This window comes from Cyclonatronum proteinivorum (assembly GCF_003353065.1).
GTDB classification, from domain to species: domain Bacteria; phylum Bacteroidota; class Rhodothermia; order Balneolales; family Cyclonatronaceae; genus Cyclonatronum; species Cyclonatronum proteinivorum.
Window position 1 is genome coordinate 1,967,827 of record NZ_CP027806.1, and the last position, 25,651, is coordinate 1,993,477.

The window sequence follows — 25,651 nt, forward strand, 5'->3', positions numbered from 1 at the left end:
TCATGGGAAAAATTATAGGAATTGACCTCGGAACAACCAACTCTTGCGTTTCCGTAATGGAAGGCAACGACCCGGTTGTTATCCCGAATGCAGAAGGCGGCAGAACAACGCCTTCAGTAGTTGCTTTCAGCAAAGACGGCGAGCGCCTTATCGGTGCACCGGCCAAACGTCAGGCGATTACCAACCCGCAGAAAACGATTGCTTCCATTAAGCGCTTTATGGGGCGTAAATATGATGAAGTAACCAACGAAATTGCCGACAACCCCTACGATGTTGTCCGCGGCGATGACGGTACTGCGCGTGTGAATATCGATGACCGCAAGTACGCTCCGCAGGAAATTTCTGCCATGGTACTTCAGAAAATGAAGCAGACCGCAGAAGAGTACCTCGGCGAAAAAGTTACCGAAGCCGTAATTACTGTGCCCGCCTATTTCAACGATGCACAGCGTAAGGCAACGCAGGAAGCCGGTGCTATTGCAGGTCTTGAAGTGAAGCGGATCATCAACGAGCCAACCGCTGCAGCCCTCGCGTATGGCCTCGACAAGAAAGATAAAAACCAGACCATCGCAGTCTATGACCTTGGCGGCGGTACCTTCGATATTTCCGTGCTCGAGCTCGGTGATGGTGTTTTCGAAGTGAAGTCAACCAACGGTGACACGCACCTTGGTGGCGATGACTTTGACACACGTATCATCAAATTCCTTGTGCAGGAATTCAAAAACAGCGACGGTATTGATCTGAGCAACGATGCCATGGCCATGCAGCGCCTCAAGGACGCCGCTGAAAAAGCCAAAATCGAGCTCTCAAGTTCATCCAAGACCAACATTAACCTGCCGTTCATTACGGCAGATTCAAGTGGTCCTAAGCACATGAACATCGACCTTTCCCGCTCCAAGTTTGAGCAGCTGGTTGATGATTTGGTGAAGCGTACCCTTGAGCCTTGCGAAAAAGCGATTAAGGACGCCAAAATCTCCAAGAGTCAGATTGATCAGGTTATTTTGGTGGGCGGCTCAACCCGTATTCCGAAAATTCAGGAATCTGTTAAAGCCTTTTTCGGTAAAGACCCAAGCAAAGGCGTTAACCCCGACGAAGTTGTAGCCGTAGGCGCAGCCATTCAGGGTGGCGTTCTCACCGGTGATGTGAAAGACGTGGTACTTCTTGATGTAACCCCGCTTTCTCTCGGTATTGAAACCCTTGGCGGTGTGATGACCAAACTCATCGACGCCAATACCACGATCCCGACCAGCAAGAAGGAAGTCTTCTCTACGGCTGCGGATAACCAAACGTCCGTTGAAATCCACATTTTGCAGGGTGAGAGAACCCGTGCGATGGATAACCGTACCCTCGGCAAATTCCACCTCGACGGAATCCCGCCTGCACCACGCGGCATGCCACAGGTTGAAGTGACCTTCGATATCGACGCAAATGGCGTGCTGAATGTGAGCGCAAAGGATAAGGCTACCGGTAAGGAGCAGAAAATCCGTATCGAATCAAGCTCAGGTCTTTCTGAAGCAGAAATCGAAAAAATGCGTCAGGCGGCGCAGGAGCACGCGGACGAAGACAAGAAAATCCGCGAGCGCATTGACAAGCTCAATCAGGCTGACTCCCTGATTTTCTCAACGGAGAAGCAGCTGACCGAATTCGGTGATAAGCTTTCTGAAGGAACCAAAGCTTCCATCACACAGGCACTGAATGATCTGAAAGAAGCCCATAAAGCTGAAGATGTTGACGCCATCGACGCCAAAGTCGAAGCACTGAACAAAGCATGGGCTGACGCAACCCAAGAAATGCAGGCCGCAGCCGGTGCAGGCGCACAGCCCGGCGCAGGTCCTGATATGGGCGCCGAAGCAGATCAGCAGCAGGCTTCAGATGACGGTGCGGTTGATGCCGATTACGAAGTCGTTGATGACAACGAGCAGAAGAAAGATTAATCAGTCTGCACGGGAAATATTACCTTCATTATACAGAAAAGCCTTTCCGTACACACGGGAAGGCTTTTCGTGTTTATGGCGTCCATCATCGTATATTATGCGGCTAAGTGAAGCTTCAACAGCTATTTTTTGGACGTAACACAGAAATCAGATTATTATTAAATACGTTTTTATATGTTAGTTTTGGTGATTAATTGCGGAAGCTCATCCGTGAAGTACGACCTCATTCACACAGAAACACGCGAAGGCGTTTGCCGCGGACTTGTAGAGCGGATTGGTGCAGTAACCGCAATCGTAAAGCATGAGCCTGCCAAAGGGAAGAAGTACAAAGAGACGATGATTATTCAAAATCACACGGAAGCACTCAAAGAAGTACTGCAGTATTTGCTGAGCCCGGAGAATAAAATCATCGAGAGCATTACCGATATCAAAGCTGTGGGACATCGGGTTGTGCATGGCAGCGATATGTTCAAAGATTCTGTTTTGATTGATGAAGATGTGATGGAAGCCATAGAGCAGGCCTTTGACCTCGCGCCCTTGCATAATCCGCCCAATCTTAAGGGGATTCAGGCCGCCAAAGAAGCCCTGCCGGATATTCCGCATGTTGCAGTTTTTGATACCGCCTTTCACCATTCTATTCCGGCGCATGCCTACCTTTACGGCATTCCGAACCGGCTGTACCGCCGCTACAAAATCCGGAAGTACGGTTTCCACGGAACCTCCCATTATTTTGTGAGCCGTCAGTACTACAAGCTTATTCTGAAAGACGTGAAGGAAACCAAGGTGATCAGCTGTCACCTCGGCAACGGTGCTTCAATTTGTGCGATAGACGGGGGGAAGTCTGTAGATACCTCAATGGGTTTCACGCCGCTGTCAGGTCTGGTGATGGGCACACGAAGCGGCGATCTCGATCCGTCGATTCTCTTTTATTTGGTTGAAAAAGAAGAGCTGCCGCTCAGCAGCGTCCATTCACTCCTGAACAGACACAGCGGACTTCTCGGACTCAGCGGGTATGCCGCTGACATGCGTGACCTCATCGAAGAAGCCCAAAAAGGCGACCGCAGGTGTCAGCAGGCGATAGATGTGTTTTGCTATAAAATCAGACAGCACATCGGTTCCTACATCGCTTCTATGAACGGCTGTGACGCCATACTGTTTACTGCGGGAATTGGTGAAAACTCCTCTTTAATCCGCAAAAAAGCCGTAGAGAAGATGGATTTCATGGGCGTGAAACTTGATGAAGACCGCAATGAAAGCGTCAAGCCCGGAGAGCTGACCCGAATCAGTACAGATGATTCCAAAGTCGGTATTTATGTTGTTCCTACCAACGAAGAGCTCGTTATCGCGATCGACGCCGCAAAAATTGCACGTGCCTCCGCTCAGTCACCCTGGATCTGAGCAGGCGCATAACAGGCCGTTTCTCAGCCCTGATTCAGACTTTCGGGATCAGTTAAAGCATAAAGCGCGATAGCCGTACTTATAGCAGCATTCAGGCTTTCAACCTGTTCCGGCATGCCCTGAATATAAACCGCGGGATAGCGCTCACGAAGAGCCTGACTTATGCCGCGGGCTTCATTGCCGGTCACCAGCAGCAGCGGTGACCGGCTTTCTTTTTTTAAACCCGCGCGGTTACCGGCAACCTCATGCAGCGGGCGTGCTCCGGGATTTAGGTCGAGCAGCAGGATTTCAGCACCCCGTGCTTCAAAACGCGGCAGTGCTGTAAGGAGATCAGTTTCGCTGAACGGAAGTGTTCCCGTTGCACCGGCAGTGCTTCGGATAACCTTGGGATTATAAAAATCTGCACAGCCGGTACCAAGCAGCAGTCCGGAAACCCCAAACCAGGCAGCCGTCCGGTAAATCGTCCCCAGATTTCCGGGATCCTGAAGATCGTCAAGGGCGAGATACAAGCTCCCGTTCGGCAAAGGGGTATTTCCTGACAGACCGGGGCTCATACACTTGCAAACAGCCAGAATACCCTGCGGATTTGCCGTATCTGAAAGCTGTCTGAAAGATTCTGAAGTACAACTGTACACCGGGATCTGATGTGCTGCACAGATGGCGGAATAAAAATCATCCCCTTCAAAGTCTGTGCTGACAATTACCGCTTCGACTGCAGGCTTCATCCGGATTAAAAATTGTTCAACCGTACGCGCGCCTTCAGCGATAAAAAGCTGGTGTTTGCTGCGGTATTTTTTCCGGAGCAGGCTGCCGAACTTCTTCAGCAGCGCCTTGCTGAGCGGGATTTGTATGGGAAGCGTCCTGTTTTCATGCATGCAAAGATGATAGCCTTCCTGCAGGGTCTTTTCCAAAAAGTTTCTCTGTCCCGGCTGCATTACGGCAGGGCCAGGGGTTTGTCATCTGTCGTGCTTTGGCTTACCTTAATTAGTTATAAATCAAACTTGCATGCGCGCATTCAACCTCCCCTTTAAAATCAGCAATGGTATACGATCCGGCATTTCACGTGCACGGTCTGTGTGGTTTGCAGTTGTTTTTTGCGGGATGATTGCGGGCGTCCTGCCGCAGTCCGCAGCAGGGCAATCAGAATCCCCGGGATTTGGAGCAGGCACAGGGCTTCTTCACGGGCTTGAAGGCGAAGCCCGGTTCCGGCGACAGCTCGACTCGTTTTTCTGGACGTACAGCGGTGCATTCAACAGGTCCGGGGAAGATTTCTCGGTCGAAATCGGCAATGTATTCAATTCCCGCTTTTACTTGCTTCGTGGAGAACCTCAGAACATACAGGACGAAAACATAGCCCGGCTTGCAGGGGCCTTTCAGGTACATGATCAGGCCTCGCTATTGGTCGAATCCCGCTCCGTGCGTATTACGAGCACCAATCTGCGTCAGGACTGGGGGATGGCAGGCGTATCCTGGCAGCCGGTTGACGGCTATCAGATTTCCGGGCTTGCAGGCTTTATGCAGGATGAGCGCAGCGGTATCCGTGATGAAGGTGTCTTACTTGGCATGCGTGCCACAACCGCAGCTTTCGAAGCCGGGGATTTTCTACTGCAGGCGCGCGCCCATGCAGATTACGGCGACATCAGCCCCCGAACGTTTCAAAACTGGCGCGTGGGTTCGAATGCGTTGCTTGACCTCGATGACTTCCGGCTTGAAGCAGAGTTGGGACTTGCCCGCAAGATCCGGGACAGCTATCAGGCCAGTAGTTTTTTTAACCGCGAGCAGACTGATTTCATTGAATCTGTGCGTAATGACACCACGGATATCGCAGCTACGGCCTATTTCCCGATCGCCCGTCACATTCAGGCACGGGTGGATTTGAGCACACTTGTGAACGTAAGAACTGTGCGCAACCAGGCGCTTGTTGATGATATTGAAGAAGATCTGTTCGACACACAAATCAGCAGACAGCAGTATGCGCTGCGGTTCGAAGGCCGCTATGAGCAGGACGGTGCGGATTTGCGTGCCGGGTTTTTATACAGTATCGGAAGCCGGCAGGCACGCTTGCTGAGCAGGAGAGAAACCCTGGCAAGTCAGGAGACGGCGCTGCAGCGAACGGATATTTTGGCCAATTCCAACTTTGAGCAGCAGCGTTTTGAACTTTTTGCCGACGCCACAGTTCCGGCAGGTTTGCAGAACACAACGCGCCTGACGGGCCGAATCAGCATTTTCAACTACGACACCCCGGAAATAAACCGGGATGACCGGGATGAACTGTTCTGGCAGCTTTCGCTCTCAAATCGTCATCAGTTTTCCGATCAGTTCCAGCTGAGCGTATCCTTAGCCGGCGAAGCCACACATACGGTCTATTTATTTGCCGAGCGCAGTATTGAAAACAACTGGCGACGGTCTGTGCGCCTGGCTCCGGCAATCATGTGGAATCCCTTGCCCTGGCTGCGAACAAGACATCAGTTTTTGGTGCGCGCCAACTACACGGTCGATGACTTTCAGCAGCCCGGCAGTACCAATAACGATCAGGCTTCCCGCGAGCTGCGAATGCAGTCTGAAGCCGATATCCGGCTGGATTCCGAATGGTCGGTTTCTCTCGCCGCGAGCCGCTCGGAACTGCGGATCGGACGCTTACTCTGGCAGGAGTTTCGTGAAATTCCTACCGACACCCTCATCACATGGGATGGCCGCGCAACCCTAAACCATCAGGCAGGCAGCCTTCAGACTTCTGTCGGACTGCGCTACTTTGTGAAGTACGACTTCCTGCCCCGGGCAACAGTTACGGCGGAGCCATCTGATTCAGACGGAGATGCAGCACCTGCAGCTACCCGAACAGCGCCCGGCCGGCAAACGACCGTGCAATGGGGCCCTCTCGTAAGCATGCGGTTGCCGCTATACGCACGCAACGAGCTGTATGTGAACGGCTGGTATCAGATGCAGTCGGTGAGAACCCGCTTATACACCGAGTATCCCGAAGCACAACGCGAAGCTTTCCTGAGAGCTGAACGACGTGCAAGACGGGTAAACTATCCCAACCTTGAAATGATCGTGCGGTTTTATTTTTGAAATGAAATCTCATCACCCTAACAATTGCATTTGGTTAATTCAATGTCAGAAAAGCCGGAAAGCCTGCGCCTGACATTAGTAAACCAAATAAAATCAAAGTTGTACCATTTAGCCAAGTTCTTAAGGGTTGTTTATGCGTGTAAATTTACGCTGTTAAGAAATGTTTAATATTAATAACATGCCTGGTTGATTGAGTGTAGTTATTTACGTTTTCGTTTTCCATATTGGACCTATCCATTAGCAACCGGGTAATGTCTTGTCTAAAGTGTTAATTGAACTGCAAACTCTGGTTTAATACAGAAGTCATACCTTACAGTTGTCTAATGGTGATATGTGTGATATCCTTTTTTGAAAAAAAGCTTTAGCAAGTAAGAAGGATAACGGGGTTATCTGTAGCATAACTCTGATCTTCAGCCCAAAAAGCAGGGTATTTGTGTGATTTTAGGCGCTCTGTAACACAGATAGGGGTTATTTGTGTATACCTGAGCAAACTCGAAGGGTTTAACAGAGTTGTCTGTTCAAATACATTTATTTATGTGATGGGCTGTAATTGCGATTACAAATTGAGCAAAACGAACACTATCAATCAATTAATCAATTCATAATCTATCTATGCGTCAAATATCAATTACTACATGCAGGAAGCTGATATTTAGCCTTGCGGCATTGCTGCTGGTTTTTCCGGCTTCCGTTTTAGCTCAGGATCAGATTGAATGGCATGAAGGCTATTAAAAATAAAGTTTGCTCCTGATGCGGCCGACCTGCTAAACAGATCTATGGTTGAGGAAAATCCAAGACTGAGTGGCATTTCGTCCGTTGACATGCTTAGCGAGCAATTTAATGTCTTGTCAATGGAGCAGGTTTTCGTAACTGATCCCCGATTTGCGGAACGTCATCGCCGCCATGGTCTTGACCGTTGGTTCAAAATCTATTTTGAATCCGAAGCAGACGAGTTGACAGTTGCTCAGATGTATAGTGAGCTTCCGGAAATTGAAGTTGCCGAACGCGTTTACCAGCGCTACCACATGGGTGAAGCATTGTCCTTAGATGAAATTCTTAATTTCAACGATCCCTTGCTTCCACAGCAGTGGCATTACAACAACACCGGGCAGACGGGTGGAACACCGGGTGCCGATATCAATTTGTTCCCCGCATGGAATTTCAGCACAGGTAGTCAGGATGTAATTGTAAAGGTCGTGGACTCAGGGATTGACCTACAACATCCGGATTTGATCGAAAGTCTGTGGCAAAACCCCGTTCCGGGGCCTGAGAACGGATTTGATGGTGATATTCACGGCTGGAACTTTGCCAATAATAACAGCAACATTCAGGATACCAACGATCACGGAACACACGTGTCAGGTACTATCGCCGCGCGAAGCGGCAATGGTATTGGTGTGGCCGGGGTAGCCGGTGGTAACGAAGCCGGTCCTGGGGTTCAGATTATGACAGCCCGTACATTTGCCAATACAAACGGTGGTTTCCCCCAAAGCTTCGTTTATGGTGCCGATAATGGTGCCGTAATCTCAAATAACAGCTGGGGAGGCGGCGGTGCATCATAAGCACTTCGAGACGCCATTCTGTACTTCATTGAGAATGCCGGTTTCGATGCTGACGGCAACCCTGTTGGAGCCGTTCAGGGTGGTGTTGTCTTTTTTGCAGCTGGTAACAGCACATGTGCCACACCAACACAGCCTATTCTTTCAAATCCTGAAGTAATCGCTGTTGCTTCAACAGACCTCAATGATCGCAAATCAGGCTTTAGCTGCTACGGTCCATGGATCGATGTTTCTGCACCGGGTTCTGCCGTACTCAGTACAGTTACTGGTGGCGGATACTCTTCGTTCAGTGGCACTTCTATGGCATCCCCGCACGCTGCGGGTGTTGCGGCGCTGATTGCTTCTTATCAGCCGGGCCTTACCGTTCAGGAAATTTACGATAGAATGGTTTTCACCGGTGACAACATTGATGATTTGAATCCAAACTTTGCTGGTCAGCTCGGTACAAGGGTGAATGCCGGTGCAGCACTTGCCTCCTTCGGTGGTGGTAGTTTTTCTGCCAATGAAACCGAGCTGGATTTTAATCTTGTTGTACAGGGCTTCACTGCTGAGAGAAGCTTTAGACTGACAAATTCCAATGCGGATCCCGTAACCGTAAACGCTGTAACATCCGATCACGGCACTTTCACCGTAGATTTTAGCGGACCGGTAACGCTCAATTTTGGTCAGTCAATTACCGTAACTGTCACTTTTGCCCCGCAAGAGATTGGTTCGTTCAATGGTGAGATCACGGTTGAAAGCGATGATGCCGAAAATGGTATCATCACGATTGCGCTTATTGGAGAAGGAATAGGTGCCCCGCAGATTGGACTGAATCCAACGGTCGTGAGCGCATCAGGTCTGAGCGGACGCTTCATTGATGCTACTTTTGATATCTCAAACAGCGGAGACGGAACACTGCTTTACACCATACCGGGTTTTACCTCTTCCAGGATTTTTGACCCATCCGCTGATCAATTCTCTGAGATCAGAACTGTTCTGCTTAGCAACTACCTGGATATGATACAAAGTGTGCAGGGTGATGAAGCAGCATACACGGCAAAAACAATTCTGGATGCCTACTTCAGCGGTAATCTGCATATTGATGATGCTGCCCCAATGCAACGCGCAACACTGTCAGATTTTGAAGATTTTGTACTACAGGATGAAAACCTTCAAAGCCTCGACTATACGGTCAGCTTTTCAGGTCTCTCTTTGGTTTCGCTTGCAGCAACGCCTGTTGATCAGGATTTAATTGGCGAGCTGTTAAGTGTAACGCCTAATTTCAGCCGACAAAGTACGGGCTTCTTTGCAGCCCCGGCCCGTGCACTTGCCCTTGTTTTTCACAGTGGTGCAGCTGTTAATGCAGGTACGGTTGTTCTTCAGGTAGGCGGGGAGGTAAATATTGGCCCCAGCCGAATCAGTTGACCCGGCAGCGGAAACTCCGTTACATCGCCGGTAACAATTCCCACCCCGCTGAACCTGGCCGGTTTGAATGTGTCGCTTGTACATGCCGATCCGGGAACTTTTGGGGTTTTACCACGCACCCAAACCTGGAACGGCTCTATCACGCTAAACCGTGCAGCCAACAATATATTTGCTGTGGATGAAGCTTCAGGTCAGGTTGAACCCGGCGATTCCAAAACCATTACGCTAACGCTTGATGCCCGCCGGTATCCGGGTAGCGAATACACCAATACGCTTGCCATTCTTTCCAACGATCCGGCAACGCCTTCTGCTGAGCTGGAAGTAAACCTGGAAGTCCAGGATGCGGCTGCATTTACCGTAAATACAGAAATGGTTTCCTTCCCTGAGATTTTTGTCGGAAATACAGTAACCCGCAACTTCAGTATTAGGAATATGGGGTCGATTCCGCTTGAAGTAAGCAGCATGACTACCGATAGTGGCGAGTTTATTGTTAGCGATGAGCCGTTTAGCCTCGAAAGTGGTGAGCGTCGTACGATTTCAGTTCAGTTTGCGCCTGCAAGCAGCGGCAGTAAATCGGCGGTATTAACCTTTAATACCAATGACGGTGCTCATACTCTTGGCCTGAGCGGAAATGCTGTAAATCCTGGTTTTCTCACGCTTAACCCAACATCGATTGAAGTAGATGTTCTAACAGGAAACAATAGCTCATTCAGTTTTCTGATCTCAAACGATGGTGAATCTGAATTGGAATTTTCTGTTGGAGGGGATGCGCTGGAAGATCAGGAGCGCTATCTCACCCCAAAAAATGAAGTAACTTCCATTGAACTCAATCACCGTACGCAAGAAGATGATTATGCAATGGTTCCTGGTGATTTCGGGTTCATGCAGTCTTCGAAATCCGAGATAGTTGCAACAGATGAAAAATTCAATAACGGACAGACCTTCTTCACCCGCGGTTTACTTAGCAATGAAGTTATTCTGACCCACTCCAATTCTCAGGATCCGACATCCTCAGGGATTCGCTGTGGTGCAGACACCACAACTGCGCTAAATCGCTTCTTAAGAACTTATACGCTCACGGACTTCGATATTGAGGGTGGAATAGAAGTGACGGCGCTGCAGTTCGGTTTGCTGTTAGCGACAGGAAGCCCTCTCAATAGTTTTGCAAGGGTATACCTTCTCGATGGTGATTTATCCTACGATAACATGACCCTGATAGGCGAATCCGCTTTCCCGATAGATAGTTCAAGTGACGCTTCGGTCATTACGATACCGGTTTCTGCTACGGTCCCTGCCGGTTCTACCATCGTGGCTGAAATTGAAGTGCCCGAATCACCTGTAAGCGATATGTTCCCGGGTTCAAACGAAGCCGGTCAAACTGCGCCCTCATATATTCAGGCACCCGACTGTGGTATTGATACGCCTACAACAATTGAGTCCTTAGGGTTTCCCGAGGTTGCACATATCGTAAATGTCATTGGTCTCACGGAAGACGGACTTTTCAGTTTTGATGTTCGGTCTGGTACACTCGCCCCACAAGAGTCAGTAACGGTTAATGTTACAACCAATACCGAAGAAGTTGCTGAGGGTTCATATCCCGGAGAAATCCGTGTTACGACCAATTCTCCGGCGACTCCGCTCGGCCTTATGGATGTAATGGTGAATGTTATTGATGCCCCTCAGATTGGCGTTGATTTAACTGAGTTGTCTCAAGAACTTGAGCTGTATCCTGATTTTGCAGAAACAGGACAGCAAACCCTGACCATCTCAAATACGGGCACGAAAGACCTTGAATTCACCATTTCGCCCTTTACCTCTATGACTTCTCAGCCTGGTTTGGAAGGGCGTACGATGCTCAACGACGACATGCAGGATTTAACAGCTGCGTCATGGCTTACCACAGATATCAGCAGCGGTACGGTTGCACCGGGTGAAACAGCAGAGGTGATCGTAACCTTTGATGCCGTTGGCCTCACTCCCGGTGAGTATTCAGGTGGTCTGATCATTGAAAACAATGCTTTCAATGACCCTTCCCTTGTAATCGAAGCAGCGCTTACCGTGTATAACTTCTTCGGTACCTGGAGTCAGCAGTTTGATGGCAGTGAAGGCTGGCGCCTTGTTGCCTCGCCGGTTCGTGGAACCATTTACGAAGAAATGTTGTCAAGTATCTGGACACAAGGGTATCCGGGGTCGGCATCTTCCAATGAATTCGCTGAGCCCAACGTATTGTTCTATAGTGAACCCAACCGTGAATGGTTGCCGCCGAGCAATGCTACCAATGTTGTAGCCTCTGGTTCGGATAATGAAAACTTCAACAATGCCGGACGTAGCTTTCTGGTTTATATGTTCGACCGGGATGAAATCGGTGGTCCGGTGCAATGGCCCAAAACCCTCACGGTTGAAGGACGTCGTAATAATCGCGTAGTACCCGTTGTTCTGACACGTACAGAAAGTGACGGGCGCATTGAAGGTGATGAACCTGAGCCAGGTTGGAACATGGTTGCAAACCCGTATCCTTTTGATATAAACTGGAACACGGTTGTAGCTGACGGCGGCCTTTCCCGCGTATTCTCAACCATTTTTGTTCAGGACCCTGAAGCAAACCTGAATTCAGGTGCATTCCGTCCAAGTTTTGGATTCCAAATGTCAGGACTTGCAGCAGAAATTGCTCACGATGGTATTATACGCGGCTTTGAAGGCTTTCAGGCACGTGTGTTTGCGAGTCGCACAAGCGGTAGGATCACGTTCCGTGAATCGCATGCTGCAAGTGCCCGGGGCAACGAAATGCCGGAATCGGAGCAGGTACCTTACCTTGCGCTTTCTGTTACAAACGGTTCATTGTCAGATTTGGCAGTGATTACCCTGGTGGGTGATGAAGCCGAAGGTCAGACAGCTGTTGCACGTCCGCAGGCACTTACGGTACCAGCTATCACCATGGGTTTGAGAGGTATAGATGATCAGTTGTTTGTTCAGCAGAACCTTAACCTGGGCTTTGGAGAGCACGTATCGCTTCCGATTGCCTTTGCTTCAACGCATGGTGGCAACTTCAGCCTGCATCTCGATGGGTTTGATGGCTGGGCAAGCGACTATTATGTCAGCCTTTTTGATCGCCAAACAGGCATGATTCATGAACTTGCTGAAGGCCATCCTTACACTTTTGTAAATACGCCAAGCCAGAGTAACCTGCAGCGTGTCGTTACCGCCGCTGGCATGGATGCTGTCAGTATTGCACAGCATTCGGAACTGGTTAATCTTGAAATGGAAGATCGTTTCGAGCTTATTATCAGCAACGGTGTACCAACCTCTATAGAGCCCGTTCAGGAAACGCCACATAGTTTTTCTCTGAAGCAGAACTACCCCAATCCGTTTAATCCTACGACTATGATTTCATACAGCCTGCAGGAAAGTACAGATGTAAGGCTTGAAGTTTTCAATATTCAGGGTCAGCGGGTTGCTGTTCTGGTGAATGGTGCACAAAACGCGGGTGTACATACCGTATCGTTTGATGCGCAGCGACTCTCAAGCGGTGTTTACATTTACCGGCTGACAGCTGGCAGCTTCAGTGAAAGCCGCAAAATGACGCTTATCAAATAAAATGACCCCAATTCAACCTTAATTTTTCGGATAATTATGGAAAAGAAATCATATGAAAAGCCCGAAGTACGGGTCACATCTTTTGACAATGTTACCTCAGCAGTGCTGATGTCACCCCCTCCGGGACCGCTGGGAAATCCTGTGACATTACCACCACCTCCAGCCCAAAGCTGAAGTAAAGTGAAGACAGTTTAGCACTGTCTCTGCCGGCCTGATATACTTAGGATAACCGGCATTTCAGTTAAAACCGCCGCAGCTTATTGTAGTTGCGGCGGTTTTTTTATGGGGTTACTAACCAGCATTATTCACCAAGAAATTTTCTTGCTGGCAAGGCGAAGATGAAAACTCAGCGGAGGGGTACCTAATGAGCATGAGTTTTCAGCTTCAACGTAGCCAGCGGGGAAATTTCGCTGCGTGGGAATCGCTTCGCTCGGTGCGCGGTCTTTACACCACACTCAAATTTAGGCTACCGGTGTTTTTCAATAAGCCCATTTTAAACTAACATTTAGCAAATGTTTTCTGTTTAATTGTGAATAATGCGGGTTAGGTAATCAAAACCCTTTTCATTGTGAGTAGTGCGGGCTAAATCATGCGCATAAAAAAAGGCAGCCCGGTTCATGGGGCTGCCTTTGTTACTATGTATATCATCTAACAAAAGTATACAGTTAAAGATGATCCTACATCTAACTTATCAATCAATCAACCTATCAATCAACCTATCAATCAATATTTCACTAAAATCAATGTGTTGGGCTAAAATTTTATTTCAGGGCGGGGTTGTCGGTCATGCGGTCTTCGGGCTCTTTCACAAAGGTCCATGAAATGGCAGAAGCAGCAACGGTAACGGCACAGATGATGAGCAGGATGTTCTTGGCTTCGACGGCTTCAACGATTTCCCCGATCGCAAAGCTTGAAACAAGCTGTGGTAAAACTACCGAGAGGTTGAAAAGTCCCATATAAAGCCCCATCTGATTTTGCGCAACTTTCTGACTCATGATGGCAAAAGAAAGACTGATAATGGAAGCCCATCCGATACCAACAACCAGCATGAGCAGGTAGATGGTCCAGGGGGTGACCCCCAGAAAGGCAATGCCGGTGTAGCCGCCTGCCATGATAAAAAGGGCGCCGGTATGCGTTTTTACCCGGCCAATTCTGTTGGCGATAGGTTCAAGAATAAATACCGGGATAACTGCAGCCACAAGGTTAAGTGTAAAAAAGCTCCAGTTTACCACAGAGCCGATTTCATCGCTCGTGAGATCGGGGATCTGAAAATCCACAAAAGCAAAGAAATAGATGAACATGCTTTGCACGCCAATCCATGAAAATGAGTGGGCAGCGAGTATTTTCTGAAAGCCAATTTTGCTTGCCTCTTCAGGTGATTTCCCCTCTTCTTTTTTGATGAGCGCTTCAAGAACCAGATAAACAGTGATAACAAGCGCGAAGACTTCAAAGTAATAGCCCGGGAATTCGAAACCGGAAAGGCGCTTCACAATCGCATAAATACCATATAGCAGAAACCCCCAGAGCGGACGGATATTGAAGAAAATTTCGGCAGGAGATGCATACTGTTTGGGAGTCGGATCCTGATCAGCCATAGATTTGGTGATCTCATCTTCATCTTCCCCGTAACGCCCGAGATAGCGCGGCTCTTTAATAAAGAAAGGCGGGATGATGGAGAAGAGAAGTACAACAACGGCACCGGAATAAATCAGAAAAATATTCCCCATCGTAGCCCCAACAAAGTAGGACAGTACACCAAATGAGCCTGAAACAAACTGCATCCACGTATAGCCTTTGGTGCGTTCCCGGCCTTCAGGGGTCACGTCGGCAATAATGGAGCGGGTAGGGTTGAAGGAGACATTAATGGAGAGGTCAAGTACCATTGAAATTACGATGGCAATACCCAATATGGCCTCAATCCCCAGCGAGGCCTGAATAATGCCGATATTGGGCAGCGCAAGGAGCATTAAAGAAGCCAGCACTCCTCCAACAAGGATAAATACCCGCCGCCTGCCATTCATGACCCAAACATTATCGCTGATAATCCCGATAACGACCTGTCCGATAATCCCCGCGATAGGTCCCGTAGCCCATACGAGCCCGATGTCGCTGATCGAGAGATTATACTGATACGTCAGAAGCCAGCTTAAGGCGGCGATCTGAATCGAGAGTCCAAGCCCCATTGCAGTAGCCGGAAGGGCCAGGAGGGCAAAGAAAGAATTAGAAAGTCGTTTTTGAATGTCGAGCATGAAGGATGTTCCTGTACGCGCTAATCCTGCGGGGTGAAGAAAATTCGTTTATAGGAGAGATACACAAGCCTGCCGGTAGCATTCTGATGTGCTGTTTACCGAAAGCGACTAAAATTAGTGAAAGCGCTTACATTTTCCAATACAATTTTTCACGATCCCGTGGGGAACAAATCGCTGCAAATCGGGATTTATCAGACGCTGACGGCGAACCGGTTACAGATACAGGCGTCTAAGGTTTTATCTCCCAAAGCCATAAAAGAGGAGATAAAAACAACAAAATCTCACCCCATCCATCTTTTTTGCTATTCATTTTATGTCAGAAGTTACGATTGTTCAGCGAGAGGCCTTACTAAAGGCCTTTTCTTTTTTCATCCTTAGTTTGCTGTTCACGCAGCCGGTAGTCGCGCAGTCCGGAGGTCAGAATATGCAGGATAGGACGCAGCGTACGCTGGTTGAAGGCACCATTGTCGATGCCGAAACGCAGGAGCCGCTTGTTGGTGCCAATGTCGCGCTTTTTGCACTACCGGATACGGTTCTTGTACGCGGTGCAACTTCGATGGATGACGGCTCTTTTGCTCTGCGCATGACCCGTCCGGGTACGCACTTGCTGCAGGTTTCATTCATCGGATATTTTACACAGATTGAATCGCTCGAGTGGACCGGCGAAGAAGATCTGCCTTTCACCAGGAATTTTGCCCTCACGCTGAACCGCGAAGCACTCGATGAAGTACGCATTACCGGCCGTATGCAGCGGATGGAAATTCGGGGAGATACCACCGCTTTTAATGCCGATGCTTTTACTACCGGCCGTGATGCAACCGTAGAAGACCTTATCCAGAGAATGCCAGGTATTGTGGTGCAGGATGGGCGCGTTGAGGCTCAGGGTGAGCAGGTCCGGCGCGTGTTGGTTGACGGTAATGAGTTTTTCGGGGATGATGCTACCATGGCCATCCGTAATCTACCTGCGGAAGTGGTTTCACAAATTGAAGTCTTCGACCGGATGGGGGAGCAGGCGCGCTTTACCGGTTTTGATGACGGCAGTCAGGAGCGCACCATCAATATTGTTACCCGGATGGGAATCCGCAACGGTCAGTTTGGCCGCTTCAATTCCGGATACGGTTCGGAAGACCGTTACAACGCCGGCGGAAATTACAACTACTTCAGCGGTGCGCGACGGATTTCGGTGCTGGGAATGACCAACAATGTGAATCAGCAGAATTTCTCCGGGGATGACCTTTCGGGCGTTCAGGCGGCTTCCATGCGGCGCCCCGGGATGGGGCTTGGTGCCGGACGCGCAGGCGGTTGGGGCGGCGGCGCAACCCGTGACTTTCTCGTAGGGCAGCAGGATGGTATCACCACAACCCATGCTTTCGGGCTCAACTACATAGACCGGCCTTCGCAGCAGCTTAACATAAACAGCAGCTACTTTTTTAATGCTGCGGATAATGACCGCGAACGCACAAGCGAAAGACGCTACACCGGCGGTTTTTTCGGCAATCAGCTGTATGATGAGTTTTCAGGCGGGGTGACCGACAATTTTAATCATCGGTTCAATGCGCGGGTTGAGTACAACATGAGCGAGCAGACGTCTTTTATTTTTACTCCGCGCCTGAATGTTCAGCAAAACAGTTCAAACAGTTTTCTCGACGCCGAAACCTTTAATTCGAGCGGTCTTCCTTTGAATGAAACCTTGAATCAATCTACTGTTGATCTAAGTACCTATGATATGAGCGGTTCATTACTGTGGCGACAGCGATTCGATACACCAGGTCGCACACTTTCTGTTAATTTTCAGGGAGATACAAATAACCGTACCGGTGATCAGGGGCGCATTGGAACGACCATCTTCTTCGATCCCGAAGGTAATGAAATTATTGATGATCAAAATCAGCGTACCGATATCAGCGATAACGGCTATACCCTCGGCACTACCGTAACCTGGACTGAGCGTGCAAGTGAGCGTGTTCAGCTGCAGTTTTCGTACAACCCCTCATTTTCAGTGGACAAGGCTGACCGGCGTGCTTTTAGCTTTAATGAAATTACGGAAGCCTACGACATTCCGGACGTAGGTTTGTCGAATGCCTTTGAAAATGAAATCTGGCGGCAGCGGGTCAGTTCCGGGATGAATTTCCGGCGTGACAGCTTCCGCCTGAATGTTACCCTTGCGTATCAGAATACCTTGCTTCGGGGGGATCAGGTGTTTCCGGTTGAAGCTTCTACGCGTCAGGTGTATCACAACTTGTTGCCAAGTGCGAATGCGAATTTCAATACCGGCGAAAATCAGAACATGTTTATTCGCTACAACACCAACACCCGTACGCCTTCGGCCAATCAGCTCCAAAACGTTATTGATAACAGCAATCCCGTGCAGCTGTCCGGCGGAAATCCGGCACTTGAGCAGCAGTACACGCACTCGCTGATGACCCGCTGGCGCCGCACAAATCCACAAACCGGCAGCTCCATGGTATTTTTTGTTATGGGGAACTACACGCTGAATACCATTGGAAATGAAACCTTTATTGCACAGCGTGACAGCACCCTGCCCGGCAATGTGTTTTTTGGAGCCGGATCGCGTCTTACCCTGCCGGACAATGTGGGCGACTCATGGTCGGTCCGGGCATTTGCCGCACGCGGACTTGTCTGGGATCTCATCCGCAGCAACGTAAACTTTAACGCCGGTGCCACCTTCAACAGCACCCCAACCGCGATAAACGGGCAGCGGTTTACCGCTGAAACCTGGAGTCTTAACTCCGGTTTTGTAGCAAGCAGCAATATCAGCCCTGAAATTGACTTTCGGATTTCATATCAGGCCAACTACAATATCACCGATAACTCTGTGCCGACCGGATTCGACTCCAACTACTATGTGGGAACAGCCGCATTCCGCTTCAACGTACAGCCGTGGCGCGGCCTGTTTTTTGAATCGGATACCCGAATCCGACATCTTAGCGGGCTCGATGACGCTTTCAATAATGACGTCATCTTCTGGAATTTAGGTCTGGGGTACCGCTTCCTGAATGATCGTGCCGCGGAGCTGAAGTTCACCGTGATTGATGTGCTCAATCAAAATGATAACATCAACCGCATTATCGAAGATACCTTTGTTGAAGATGTGCGCTCCAACGTGTTGTCACGCTACGCGATGGTGACCTTTACCTACAATTTCCGCGCAATACAGCAGGGCGGTCAGCCTCAAAGACCCGGCATGGCACCCGGCATGAGAGGCGACTGGCGACAGTAGCAAATCAATCTGCAAAAGCATAATGCGAAAAAAAAGCCCTGAACTGACAAGTCGTCAAATCAGGGCTTTTTCGTTTTAACCCGCATTATTCACAATTAAACAGGTTTTATTTGCTAAGTGTATGTTTAAATATGTCTTATCGAAAAACACCGGTAGCCCAAATTTGAGTGTGGTGTAAAGACTGCGAAATTTCCCCGCTGGCGGCGTTGAATCTGAAAACTCATGCTCAGGGTACTTAGGTACCCTTCCGCTGAGTTTTCAGATTCGCCTTGCCAGCAAGAAAATTTCTTGGTGAATAATGCGGGTTAAGGGATTCAAACGGAGCTATTGTTCCTCAAGCTGTCATGCTCATATCACAAGGAATTCAGGACGGGAAGGCCTGCCGGATGAGTTCTTTCTGTTCCGGCGTGAGGTACTGCGGGATTTCCGCCTGCATGCGTACGTAGAGTGGTCCCTTGTTTTCCGGTTTTCTGAATTCGGGAAAGCCCATGTTGGGTATGCGGAAGACCTTTCCGTTTGGCGTACTTTCCGTGAGGTTGAGGCGCAGCTGTTTTTCGGGGGTTTGTACCGTTATGCTGCCGCCAAGCAACATCTGTGCTACGCTTACCGGCTGATTGAGATAGAGCTTGTCGCCTTCAAGGCTGAGCGTCGGGTGCGGGTGATGTGCAACTTTAAGAATGAGATCACCCCTTGTAAAGCCATCCGGGCCGGGCTGTCCTTTCCCTTTCAGCTTGAGTTTGGTACCGGCTTTTGTCCCCGCGGGAATTTTGACGGTTACCTTTTCAGTACCAATCCGAAGGTCGCGGCTCGTTCCGCTGATGGCCTCTTCAATGGTGATTTTGACTTCGGCCTGTATATCGGCACCTTTAGCGGGACGCGACCGCTGCCGCTGCCTGGATTGGCTGTGCGGGCCACCTGCGCCGAAGGGCGAACCGCCTCCGCCAAAGATGGACTCGAAAAAATCACCGAAATCAGCGCCTCCCGACTGTCCAAAAGGGTTGCCGCCTTGCTGCCGGAAGCCGTTTGCCCCAAATCCGCCTGCACCCGCGCCAGCCCCGGCGAAAGGGTTGTCCGGATCAACGTCGGCCTGTTGGTACTGTTTCCATTGCTCACCGAATTTATCGTAATACTTACGTTTTTCGGGATCCTTAAGCACCTCGTAGGCTTCGCTGATTTCGGCAAATTTTCGCGTTGCTTCTTCGGTGCCGCCGTGCTTATCAGGGTGATGGAGCGCTGCAAGCTTACGATACGCTTTCTTCAGCTCGTCAGCGCCGGCTGTTTTAGAAACACCCAGAGTTTTGTAAAAGTCTTTGTGGCTCATTACGTTTGTGATTTGGTTTTTTGCCATTAAGCTGCAAAAATCCTGCCAACCAAGGAGCTGTATGAATCCAATGACAATATTGTATTATTGCATTTTTTGATAAGCTACCGCTGAGATGGCATTAGATTGAGACATTAATTGAATAGTTTCCCCGGCTGTAACTTGCATATTCGGAAAACGAGGCTTTTTGCAACTAACAAATTCGGAATTACTAACATATTCCGATTTTGCAAGTTGCAAATTACGTATGACAACTCGAGCATTGCTGACTGAATCTTTGATACACCTTTTTTGAGAATTTCATTGCAATCAAATTACTATGTAAATATAAATTACGAAAATTTAGAATTTTATGTAAATATTTAACGGTATTCTCATCAGAAGTTTTAGGCTTGCGCTATTTACATTGAACCGCTGATAAGCCGAAAGGGGGAGACGCAATAAAGCTTTTTCGCTTTTCGGCAGTTTGTTATTTTAGCACCCCATTTAAGCTGCACAAAAACCGGATTATGAGTACCCCAAATAAACCCCATTCAGAAGCTGGTGCACCACAGCAGAAGCCCACTGATGCAAATCATTCAAATACACGCTCACAACAGGACGAATCCCGCGATAGTATTCCATCCGAAACCCCTGAAACAGAAGCGGCTCCGGATCAGCAGGAGGTAGCCGGGGCAGAAGCTGAGTCTGAAGCAACAAACGAGGCTGACACGACTGATACAGATAAAGAAGAAGCTGAACCGGTAAAAGCTGAGCCTTGGATGCTTAAATCAGGGATCACTTTGCGGGAGTCTTCGAAACGCCCCAAAAAAGAGCATGTGCTCCGGAAGATTGCCGCGAAGAATGAAAGGCCGCGCTGGTATGCCCTGAAAACCAAGCCAAGGGCGGAGAAAAAAACGGATATTCGTCTGCGTGAAACGGGCTTCTCAAGCTATTGCCCGATCGTGAAAGAGCTGCGCAAATGGAGTGATCGCAAAAAGTGGGTGGAAGTACCCCTGTTTAACGGATACATTTTTGTGAATACCGTTACATCGCAGTTTTCAGCTGTGCTTGCAGATGAGGGGGCTGTCCATTTCGTCAAGTTTGCGGGGCAGACATCAGCCGTGCCGGATGAGCAGATTGCCTTCATCCAAAAAGTCGTTGAAAACAAGCTGCGCTATGAGGTGACCGAGGTTCGGTTTGAAAAAGGAGATACCGTTGAAATTACGCAGGGGCCGCTGAAGGGACACACCGCTGTCTGGATGAAAAAGAAATCGAAATATAATGTCGCCCTTGAAATCAAACAGCTGAATTCCGTGATTGCTGTCGAGATTCCGGCTGCCTTTCTCAGAAAGGCAGAACAGGACGATGACAAAAGCTGAGCACACGGCTCATTATTATCCGCTGTTTTTTCCCACAAAAAAAGCCCCGTAAGAGGCTTTTTTTGTATTGGGTCTGTTTTTATTCACATCGAATGATGCATGACCGTAAATAAGCGGGATCAGAAATATGATTCTAATTCAGGTTCCGGCAAAGGGCTTCTGTGAAGCTGGCCGTTGTGCCCTTGCCGCCGAGGTCAGCTGTGCGAACTTCCGTGTCGGCGAGGGTTTTGAGTGCCGCGGCATGAATGCGTTCGTAGTGTTCATTCATGTCAAGGTGACGCAACATCATGAGGGCTGAAAAGAGGAGCGCGGTAGGATTGGCTTTGTTCTGACCCGCGATGTCCGGTGCAGAGCCGTGTACCGCTTCAAAGACCGCATAGTTTTCGCCAATATTGGCGCCGGGGGTAACCCCAAGGCCGCCGACGAGGCCGGAGGCGAGATCAGACATGATGTCACCAAAGAGGTTGGTGGTAACTATTACATCAAATTGCTGCGGACGCATGACAAGCTGCATGGCCATGTTATCGATAATCATATCGGAAAATTCAACCTTTGGGTATTCCTTGGCAACTTCGTAGCCGATTTTGAGGAATAGGCCGGTTGACTCTTTCAGAATATTGGCTTTGTGGCCGAGCGTTACTTTTTTGAGGTTGTATTTGGTAGCATACTCGCAGGCTGCCCGGATAATGCGCTCGCTGGCTTTGCGCGTAATAAGACCGATAAGCTCCACATTGTCAGGATCGATCACGCGTTCGTGGCCAATGTAGAGGCCTTGTGTGTTTTCGCGGAAAGTTACGATATCAACATCTGGATAAGCTGTCTGAACCCCGGGTAAAGACTTTACGGGTCGCACGTTGGCGTAGAGGTCGAGGGTTTGGCGGAGGGTTACGTTTGCAGACCTGAATCCTTTGCCAACAGGTGTGGTGAGGGGAGCTTTGAGCGCAATTTTGTGCTCTTTAATCAGATTCAGGGTTTCTTCCGGAAGAGGGTTGCCGGTATCTTCGTAGGCTCTGAGGCCTGCCGGGGCTTCAATCCAGCTTATGGGTACGCCGGCTTCTTTAAATATGGTACATACTGAGCTTGTGATTTCGGGCCCGATTCCGTCTCCGGTGATGAGCACTACATTCTGGTTCATAAATAATAACGGCTTAAGGATTTTGGTTTGTTAAACAGGACATGCAAATGAATCATCCCGGACTAACGGGCTAAGATTCGCTTCTTAATTAATGTTGGTTTCAAGCAGGCTGAAATACTTTTTGCTTGCGGATTGTAAGGATAAGCAGCATTGTAGCCACCTTACATATTAGGCAGCGAAAGGCATGTACTTATTTGAATCAGTCGCATAAAATAAGAAAAAGCGAGCTCAAATTTGGAACCGCTTTCAGTTTACTTTGTATGACGAGCCCGGTGGGAAGCCTTCATTTCTGAGACCTGAATCAACCCACAAAAAGCAAGGGATTCATCTTAGGTTTGGGGTCTTACAATCTGCCACGAAAGACCGTGATGTTCACGGAGTTTCCCCCAAAAAAATTAAAGCCCGAACAATGAGGCAGCCGGGTTTTTACTGATAAAAGTTTTTCTCAAAGGAGAAGGTAACGGGTTCATTGCGCAGCCGGAATTTGTAGAGCCCTTTCATGAGGCCGAGTCCGTAGCCGCTTAGCTGTACGAAGGAGGCGGGGACGCTTAGCAGGCTCACGCGCAGGCTTGCGGTTGTGCGCATGGCGTGGAAGAGGAGCATGAACAGGAAAAAAAGGAAGCCAAAGAAGGCCGCCGGGAAATACAGGGTGATGAGCGGCAGCAAGGTGAGACCAATCACGAAGAAGGAGGGCAGCAGGTGTACCGCTTTCAGGCTGCCCGGGTGACGCTTTTCGAGCACGACCCGCGCCATGCCTGAGTTAAATACCTGCCTGAAAAAAGCCCGGAGCGTGGTGCGGCGTCGGTGATATACTGCGAGGTCGGGAATGAGGGCCGACTGTCCGCCCGCTTCGAGAACGCGCATGCTCAGGTCAAGGTCTTCCCCGAACCGCAGCGCGCTGAAGCCGCCGAGTGCGACGAAGGTGTCCTTGCGAATGCCCATGTTGAAGGAGCGGGGGTAGAACCGGTCGAGGGCTTTTGACCCGCCCCGTATGCCGCCGGTTGTGAGGGGGGAGGTCATGGCGTAGTTGATGGCTTTTTGGATGAGGGTGAAATCTGCGCGGTCACGGTCGGGACCCCCGAACAGGCTTAGCTGCGGATCCGCATGCTGAAGCTGTGCGATGAGCCGGTTCAGGAAGCCGGAGGGCAGCTCGCAGTCGCTGTCGAGGAAGAGGAGCCAGCTGCCACGGGCGGATTCGGCAGCCCGGTTTCGTGCAGCTCCGGGTCCGGCGTTTTCCTGCCGCAGGAGGTTCGTGAAGGGCTGAATGTTTTGCGGAATGCGCAGCGTACCAGCAAGAGGCGGCTCAGAACCGTCGTCAGTCAGAATGATTTCGATCAGCTTTGCATGTTCTGAAGGGATGAAGTCTTCCGAAATGCTGCGCAGCAGTTCCTGAACTTCGGCTGCGCGGTTGTAAACCGGGACGATGAGGGAAACCAATATTTCAGGAGAAGCAGGCGTATCAGCCATGGTTTTTAGGAAAAAATGTGGGTACCGGAACCCGGAGGTGAGGTCCCAACTTGGGTTTAGGTATATGGGTTAATACTGTTATTTTAGACCTGCAATTAACAGCAGACGGCTAAGCTTGGCCGAATGCGAAAGACGCTCTCAAAACTAAACATTAACGCCATCTTAATGAAATTCCTGAATCAGGCTTTATGCAGCAGCACATTTTTAGTGTTTGTGCTTGCCCTTTTTGTCATCTTCGCAGCGGACGTCAGAACCGCGCAGAGTCAGCGTATCGATGTATCACCTGTTCTTCAATCCGGAGCCGCGCATACGGCGAGTTTTTCCAACGGCTGGCACATCAGTCTCAGAAACGGAACCTTTACCAGCGAAAGTCCTTCGTTTACGGCGGATGACGTCCTTGATTTCGATGTATCTCCCGACAACAGGCATGTGGCCATTCTTCGCAGCCGTACAGACGGTTCCGGCGGACACAAAATTGAAATTATCAACCGGGAAGGACTTGTTATTGCCCGGCATGACGGCATTAGTGATCTTGATCCCGCTGATCCTTCGCTAAAACTCTACCTTCTTGCCGGTGGGAATGTTGTGCTGCGCGATAATATCGTAACTTTTTCGGTGTACACGCACCGGAGCGGGTTTATTGACCGCGTATCGAACTCATCCGGCAGTCCTGACGGGGAGGCGATGTCGCGGCTCATCAGTAGTGCGGATGGTACGCAGGTATTTGTGTATAATCCGCGTATTATCCGGCAGGACGGTGTTTCGAGCCGCCTGAGCCGCCTGAATATTGAGGAGGGGGCCATCGAAAACCTTTTTGTGGACGACAGCAGAGAAATCACAAATCTTACCGCTTCAAATGACGGCGCTTTTGTGTATGTACTTTTGCAGGATCAGCAGAATAATGTTGAGCTCGTAAAGCTGAGTGATGACGGCAGTCAGCTTGCCACTGTCAGAGCCGAAAATCAGGGCTCCGGTGCCTATGTACAGCCTGAAAACAACACGGTTACTTTTTTCCATCAGAGCAATGCGCAGGTGTACGATGTGGATAGCGGCGAGCGCCTTGCCAATGCCTTTTTTCGCCAGCAAAATATCGTCTTTGCTTATTTTGAACCGCGTGATAATCTCGTACTTGCCCTTACGGGGCGGCGAAACAACCGGGATGGTAACATTCAGGCGAATGCGGTGCGGGCTGTTGACCTGACGGCACGGAGCCTTATACACAGCAATGATCTCAGCCATACGTTTACGTTTCGTCCGGAAGATGAGCCGCGTATGCACCGTTTGCAGGCCAATGTATATGAATTGCTGGGCGTAACTAACGCCGTTCGTATCACGGTAACCCGTTAAGCGGTAGCTTTCGCAAAGCTGATGTACGCCTGAATCAGGCGGGCAAAACAAATCAGCAGGAAATGACTTCAACCCGGAATTCTACAGCAGATAATAGTTTGGAAAGCGGACATCCCTACTCGGCACACATGCAGCAGCTTATTCAGGCCGCGAAGGCTGCAGGTACACCGTATGCGAGCATGCTTCTGAATGAAGCAGGCGATGTGGTCGTACAAAATGTGAATACCGTAAAGCAGCAGTGCGACCCGACCGCCCATGCTGAAATGAATACGATACGACAGGCGGCAGCTAAACTGGGACGGGTGAATCTCAGCGGATGTCATCTCATTACAACCTGCGAGCCCTGCCCTATGTGTGCGGCAGCGGCTTTTTGGAGTAACATATCAAAGGTTACCTTCGGCTTGTCTATTGCAGGCATTACGGCGGCAGGACATCGGCAAATACCAATTAAAGCGGACGACATTCTGCGACACAGCAAGGCAAAGGCAGAAGTTGAAGGTGGTCTTTTGGCAGATGAAGTTCGCAAAATTTTTCCCTGAATCAACACTGCGTCAGCTCCGAAAGCTTCG

The 25,651-nt window shown here is 49.6% G+C and carries 13 protein-coding genes and 1 pseudogene; 9 read left to right on the forward strand and 5 right to left on the reverse strand.

Translation table 11 applies throughout. The features are described from left to right. Window positions 1-2: 2 nt before the first annotated feature. On the forward strand, window positions 3-1,931 hold the full coding sequence (gene dnaK / locus CYPRO_RS07635; RefSeq protein WP_114984050.1) for a molecular chaperone DnaK: 1,929 nt from the start codon (window positions 3-5) through the stop codon (window positions 1,929-1,931). Between the two features lie 174 nt (window positions 1,932-2,105). Further along, window positions 2,106-3,329, forward strand: coding sequence for an acetate/propionate family kinase (locus CYPRO_RS07640; RefSeq protein ID WP_114984051.1), 1,224 nt, complete (start codon window positions 2,106-2,108; stop codon window positions 3,327-3,329). Window positions 3,330-3,352: 23 nt separating this feature from the next. Here CYPRO_RS07640 and CYPRO_RS07645 read toward each other — a convergent pair whose 3' ends face one another. Beyond that, window positions 3,353-4,240, reverse strand: a complete 888-nt coding sequence (locus CYPRO_RS07645; protein WP_164682633.1) for a TrmH family RNA methyltransferase — start codon at window positions 4,238-4,240, stop codon at window positions 3,353-3,355. Between the two features lie 94 nt (window positions 4,241-4,334). Here CYPRO_RS07645 and CYPRO_RS07650 point away from each other — a divergent pair, with 94 nt between their 5' ends. From CYPRO_RS07650 to CYPRO_RS07665, 3 genes and pseudogenes are all read left to right on the forward strand, one after another. Continuing rightward, window positions 4,335-6,401 (forward strand): hypothetical protein, encoded by a 2,067-nt coding sequence (locus CYPRO_RS07650; protein ID WP_114984053.1) that lies wholly within the window; start codon window positions 4,335-4,337, stop codon window positions 6,399-6,401. Between the two features lie 776 nt (window positions 6,402-7,177). Next, window positions 7,178-9,367, forward strand: a pseudogene (locus CYPRO_RS16985) (S8 family serine peptidase). Between the two features lie 69 nt (window positions 9,368-9,436). Beyond that, on the forward strand, window positions 9,437-12,961 hold the full coding sequence (locus tag CYPRO_RS07665) for an Ig-like domain-containing protein (RefSeq protein ID WP_164682635.1): 3,525 nt from the start codon (window positions 9,437-9,439) through the stop codon (window positions 12,959-12,961). Between the two features lie 761 nt (window positions 12,962-13,722). On the opposite strand, the gene CYPRO_RS07670 is transcribed toward CYPRO_RS07665, so the two are convergent. After that, window positions 13,723-15,210 carry an MFS transporter gene (locus tag CYPRO_RS07670; protein ID WP_114984056.1) on the reverse strand — a complete coding sequence of 496 codons (1,488 nt, stop codon included), beginning with the start codon at window positions 15,208-15,210 and terminating at the stop codon, window positions 13,723-13,725. Window positions 15,211-15,523: 313 nt separating this feature from the next. Between CYPRO_RS07670 and CYPRO_RS07680 the strand changes: the two genes are divergently transcribed. Continuing rightward, a complete protein-coding gene (locus tag CYPRO_RS07680) occupies window positions 15,524-18,451 on the forward strand; it encodes an outer membrane beta-barrel protein (protein WP_114984058.1) in 2,928 nt (975 codons plus the stop codon). 364 nt (window positions 18,452-18,815) lie between these two features. On the opposite strand, the gene CYPRO_RS07685 is transcribed toward CYPRO_RS07680, so the two are convergent. Continuing rightward, window positions 18,816-19,772 carry a DnaJ C-terminal domain-containing protein gene (locus CYPRO_RS07685; protein ID WP_164682636.1) on the reverse strand — a complete coding sequence of 319 codons (957 nt, stop codon included), beginning with the start codon at window positions 19,770-19,772 and terminating at the stop codon, window positions 18,816-18,818. A gap of 509 nt (window positions 19,773-20,281) precedes the next feature. Here CYPRO_RS07685 and CYPRO_RS07690 point away from each other — a divergent pair. Then, entirely contained in the window at window positions 20,282-21,133 is an 852-nt protein-coding gene (locus CYPRO_RS07690; protein ID WP_114984060.1) for a UpxY family transcription antiterminator, read from the forward strand. Window positions 21,134-21,266: 133 nt separating this feature from the next. On the opposite strand, the gene CYPRO_RS07695 is transcribed toward CYPRO_RS07690, so the two are convergent. Both CYPRO_RS07695 and CYPRO_RS07700 read right to left on the reverse strand, forming a co-directional pair. Then, window positions 21,267-22,268 carry an isocitrate/isopropylmalate dehydrogenase family protein gene (locus CYPRO_RS07695; protein WP_114984061.1) on the reverse strand — a complete coding sequence of 334 codons (1,002 nt, stop codon included), beginning with the start codon at window positions 22,266-22,268 and terminating at the stop codon, window positions 21,267-21,269. Between the two features lie 426 nt (window positions 22,269-22,694). Further along, window positions 22,695-23,735, reverse strand: a complete 1,041-nt coding sequence (locus tag CYPRO_RS07700) for a glycosyltransferase (protein ID WP_114984062.1) — start codon at window positions 23,733-23,735, stop codon at window positions 22,695-22,697. 165 nt (window positions 23,736-23,900) lie between these two features. Between CYPRO_RS07700 and CYPRO_RS07705 the strand changes: the two genes are divergently transcribed. After that, a complete protein-coding gene (locus tag CYPRO_RS07705; RefSeq protein WP_114984063.1) occupies window positions 23,901-25,082 on the forward strand; it encodes a hypothetical protein in 1,182 nt (393 codons plus the stop codon). A gap of 62 nt (window positions 25,083-25,144) precedes the next feature. Next, window positions 25,145-25,621: a nucleoside deaminase gene (locus CYPRO_RS07710; protein ID WP_114984064.1), complete on the forward strand. Its 477-nt coding sequence runs from the start codon at window positions 25,145-25,147 to the stop codon at window positions 25,619-25,621. The last annotated feature ends 30 nt before the right edge of the window (window positions 25,622-25,651 follow it).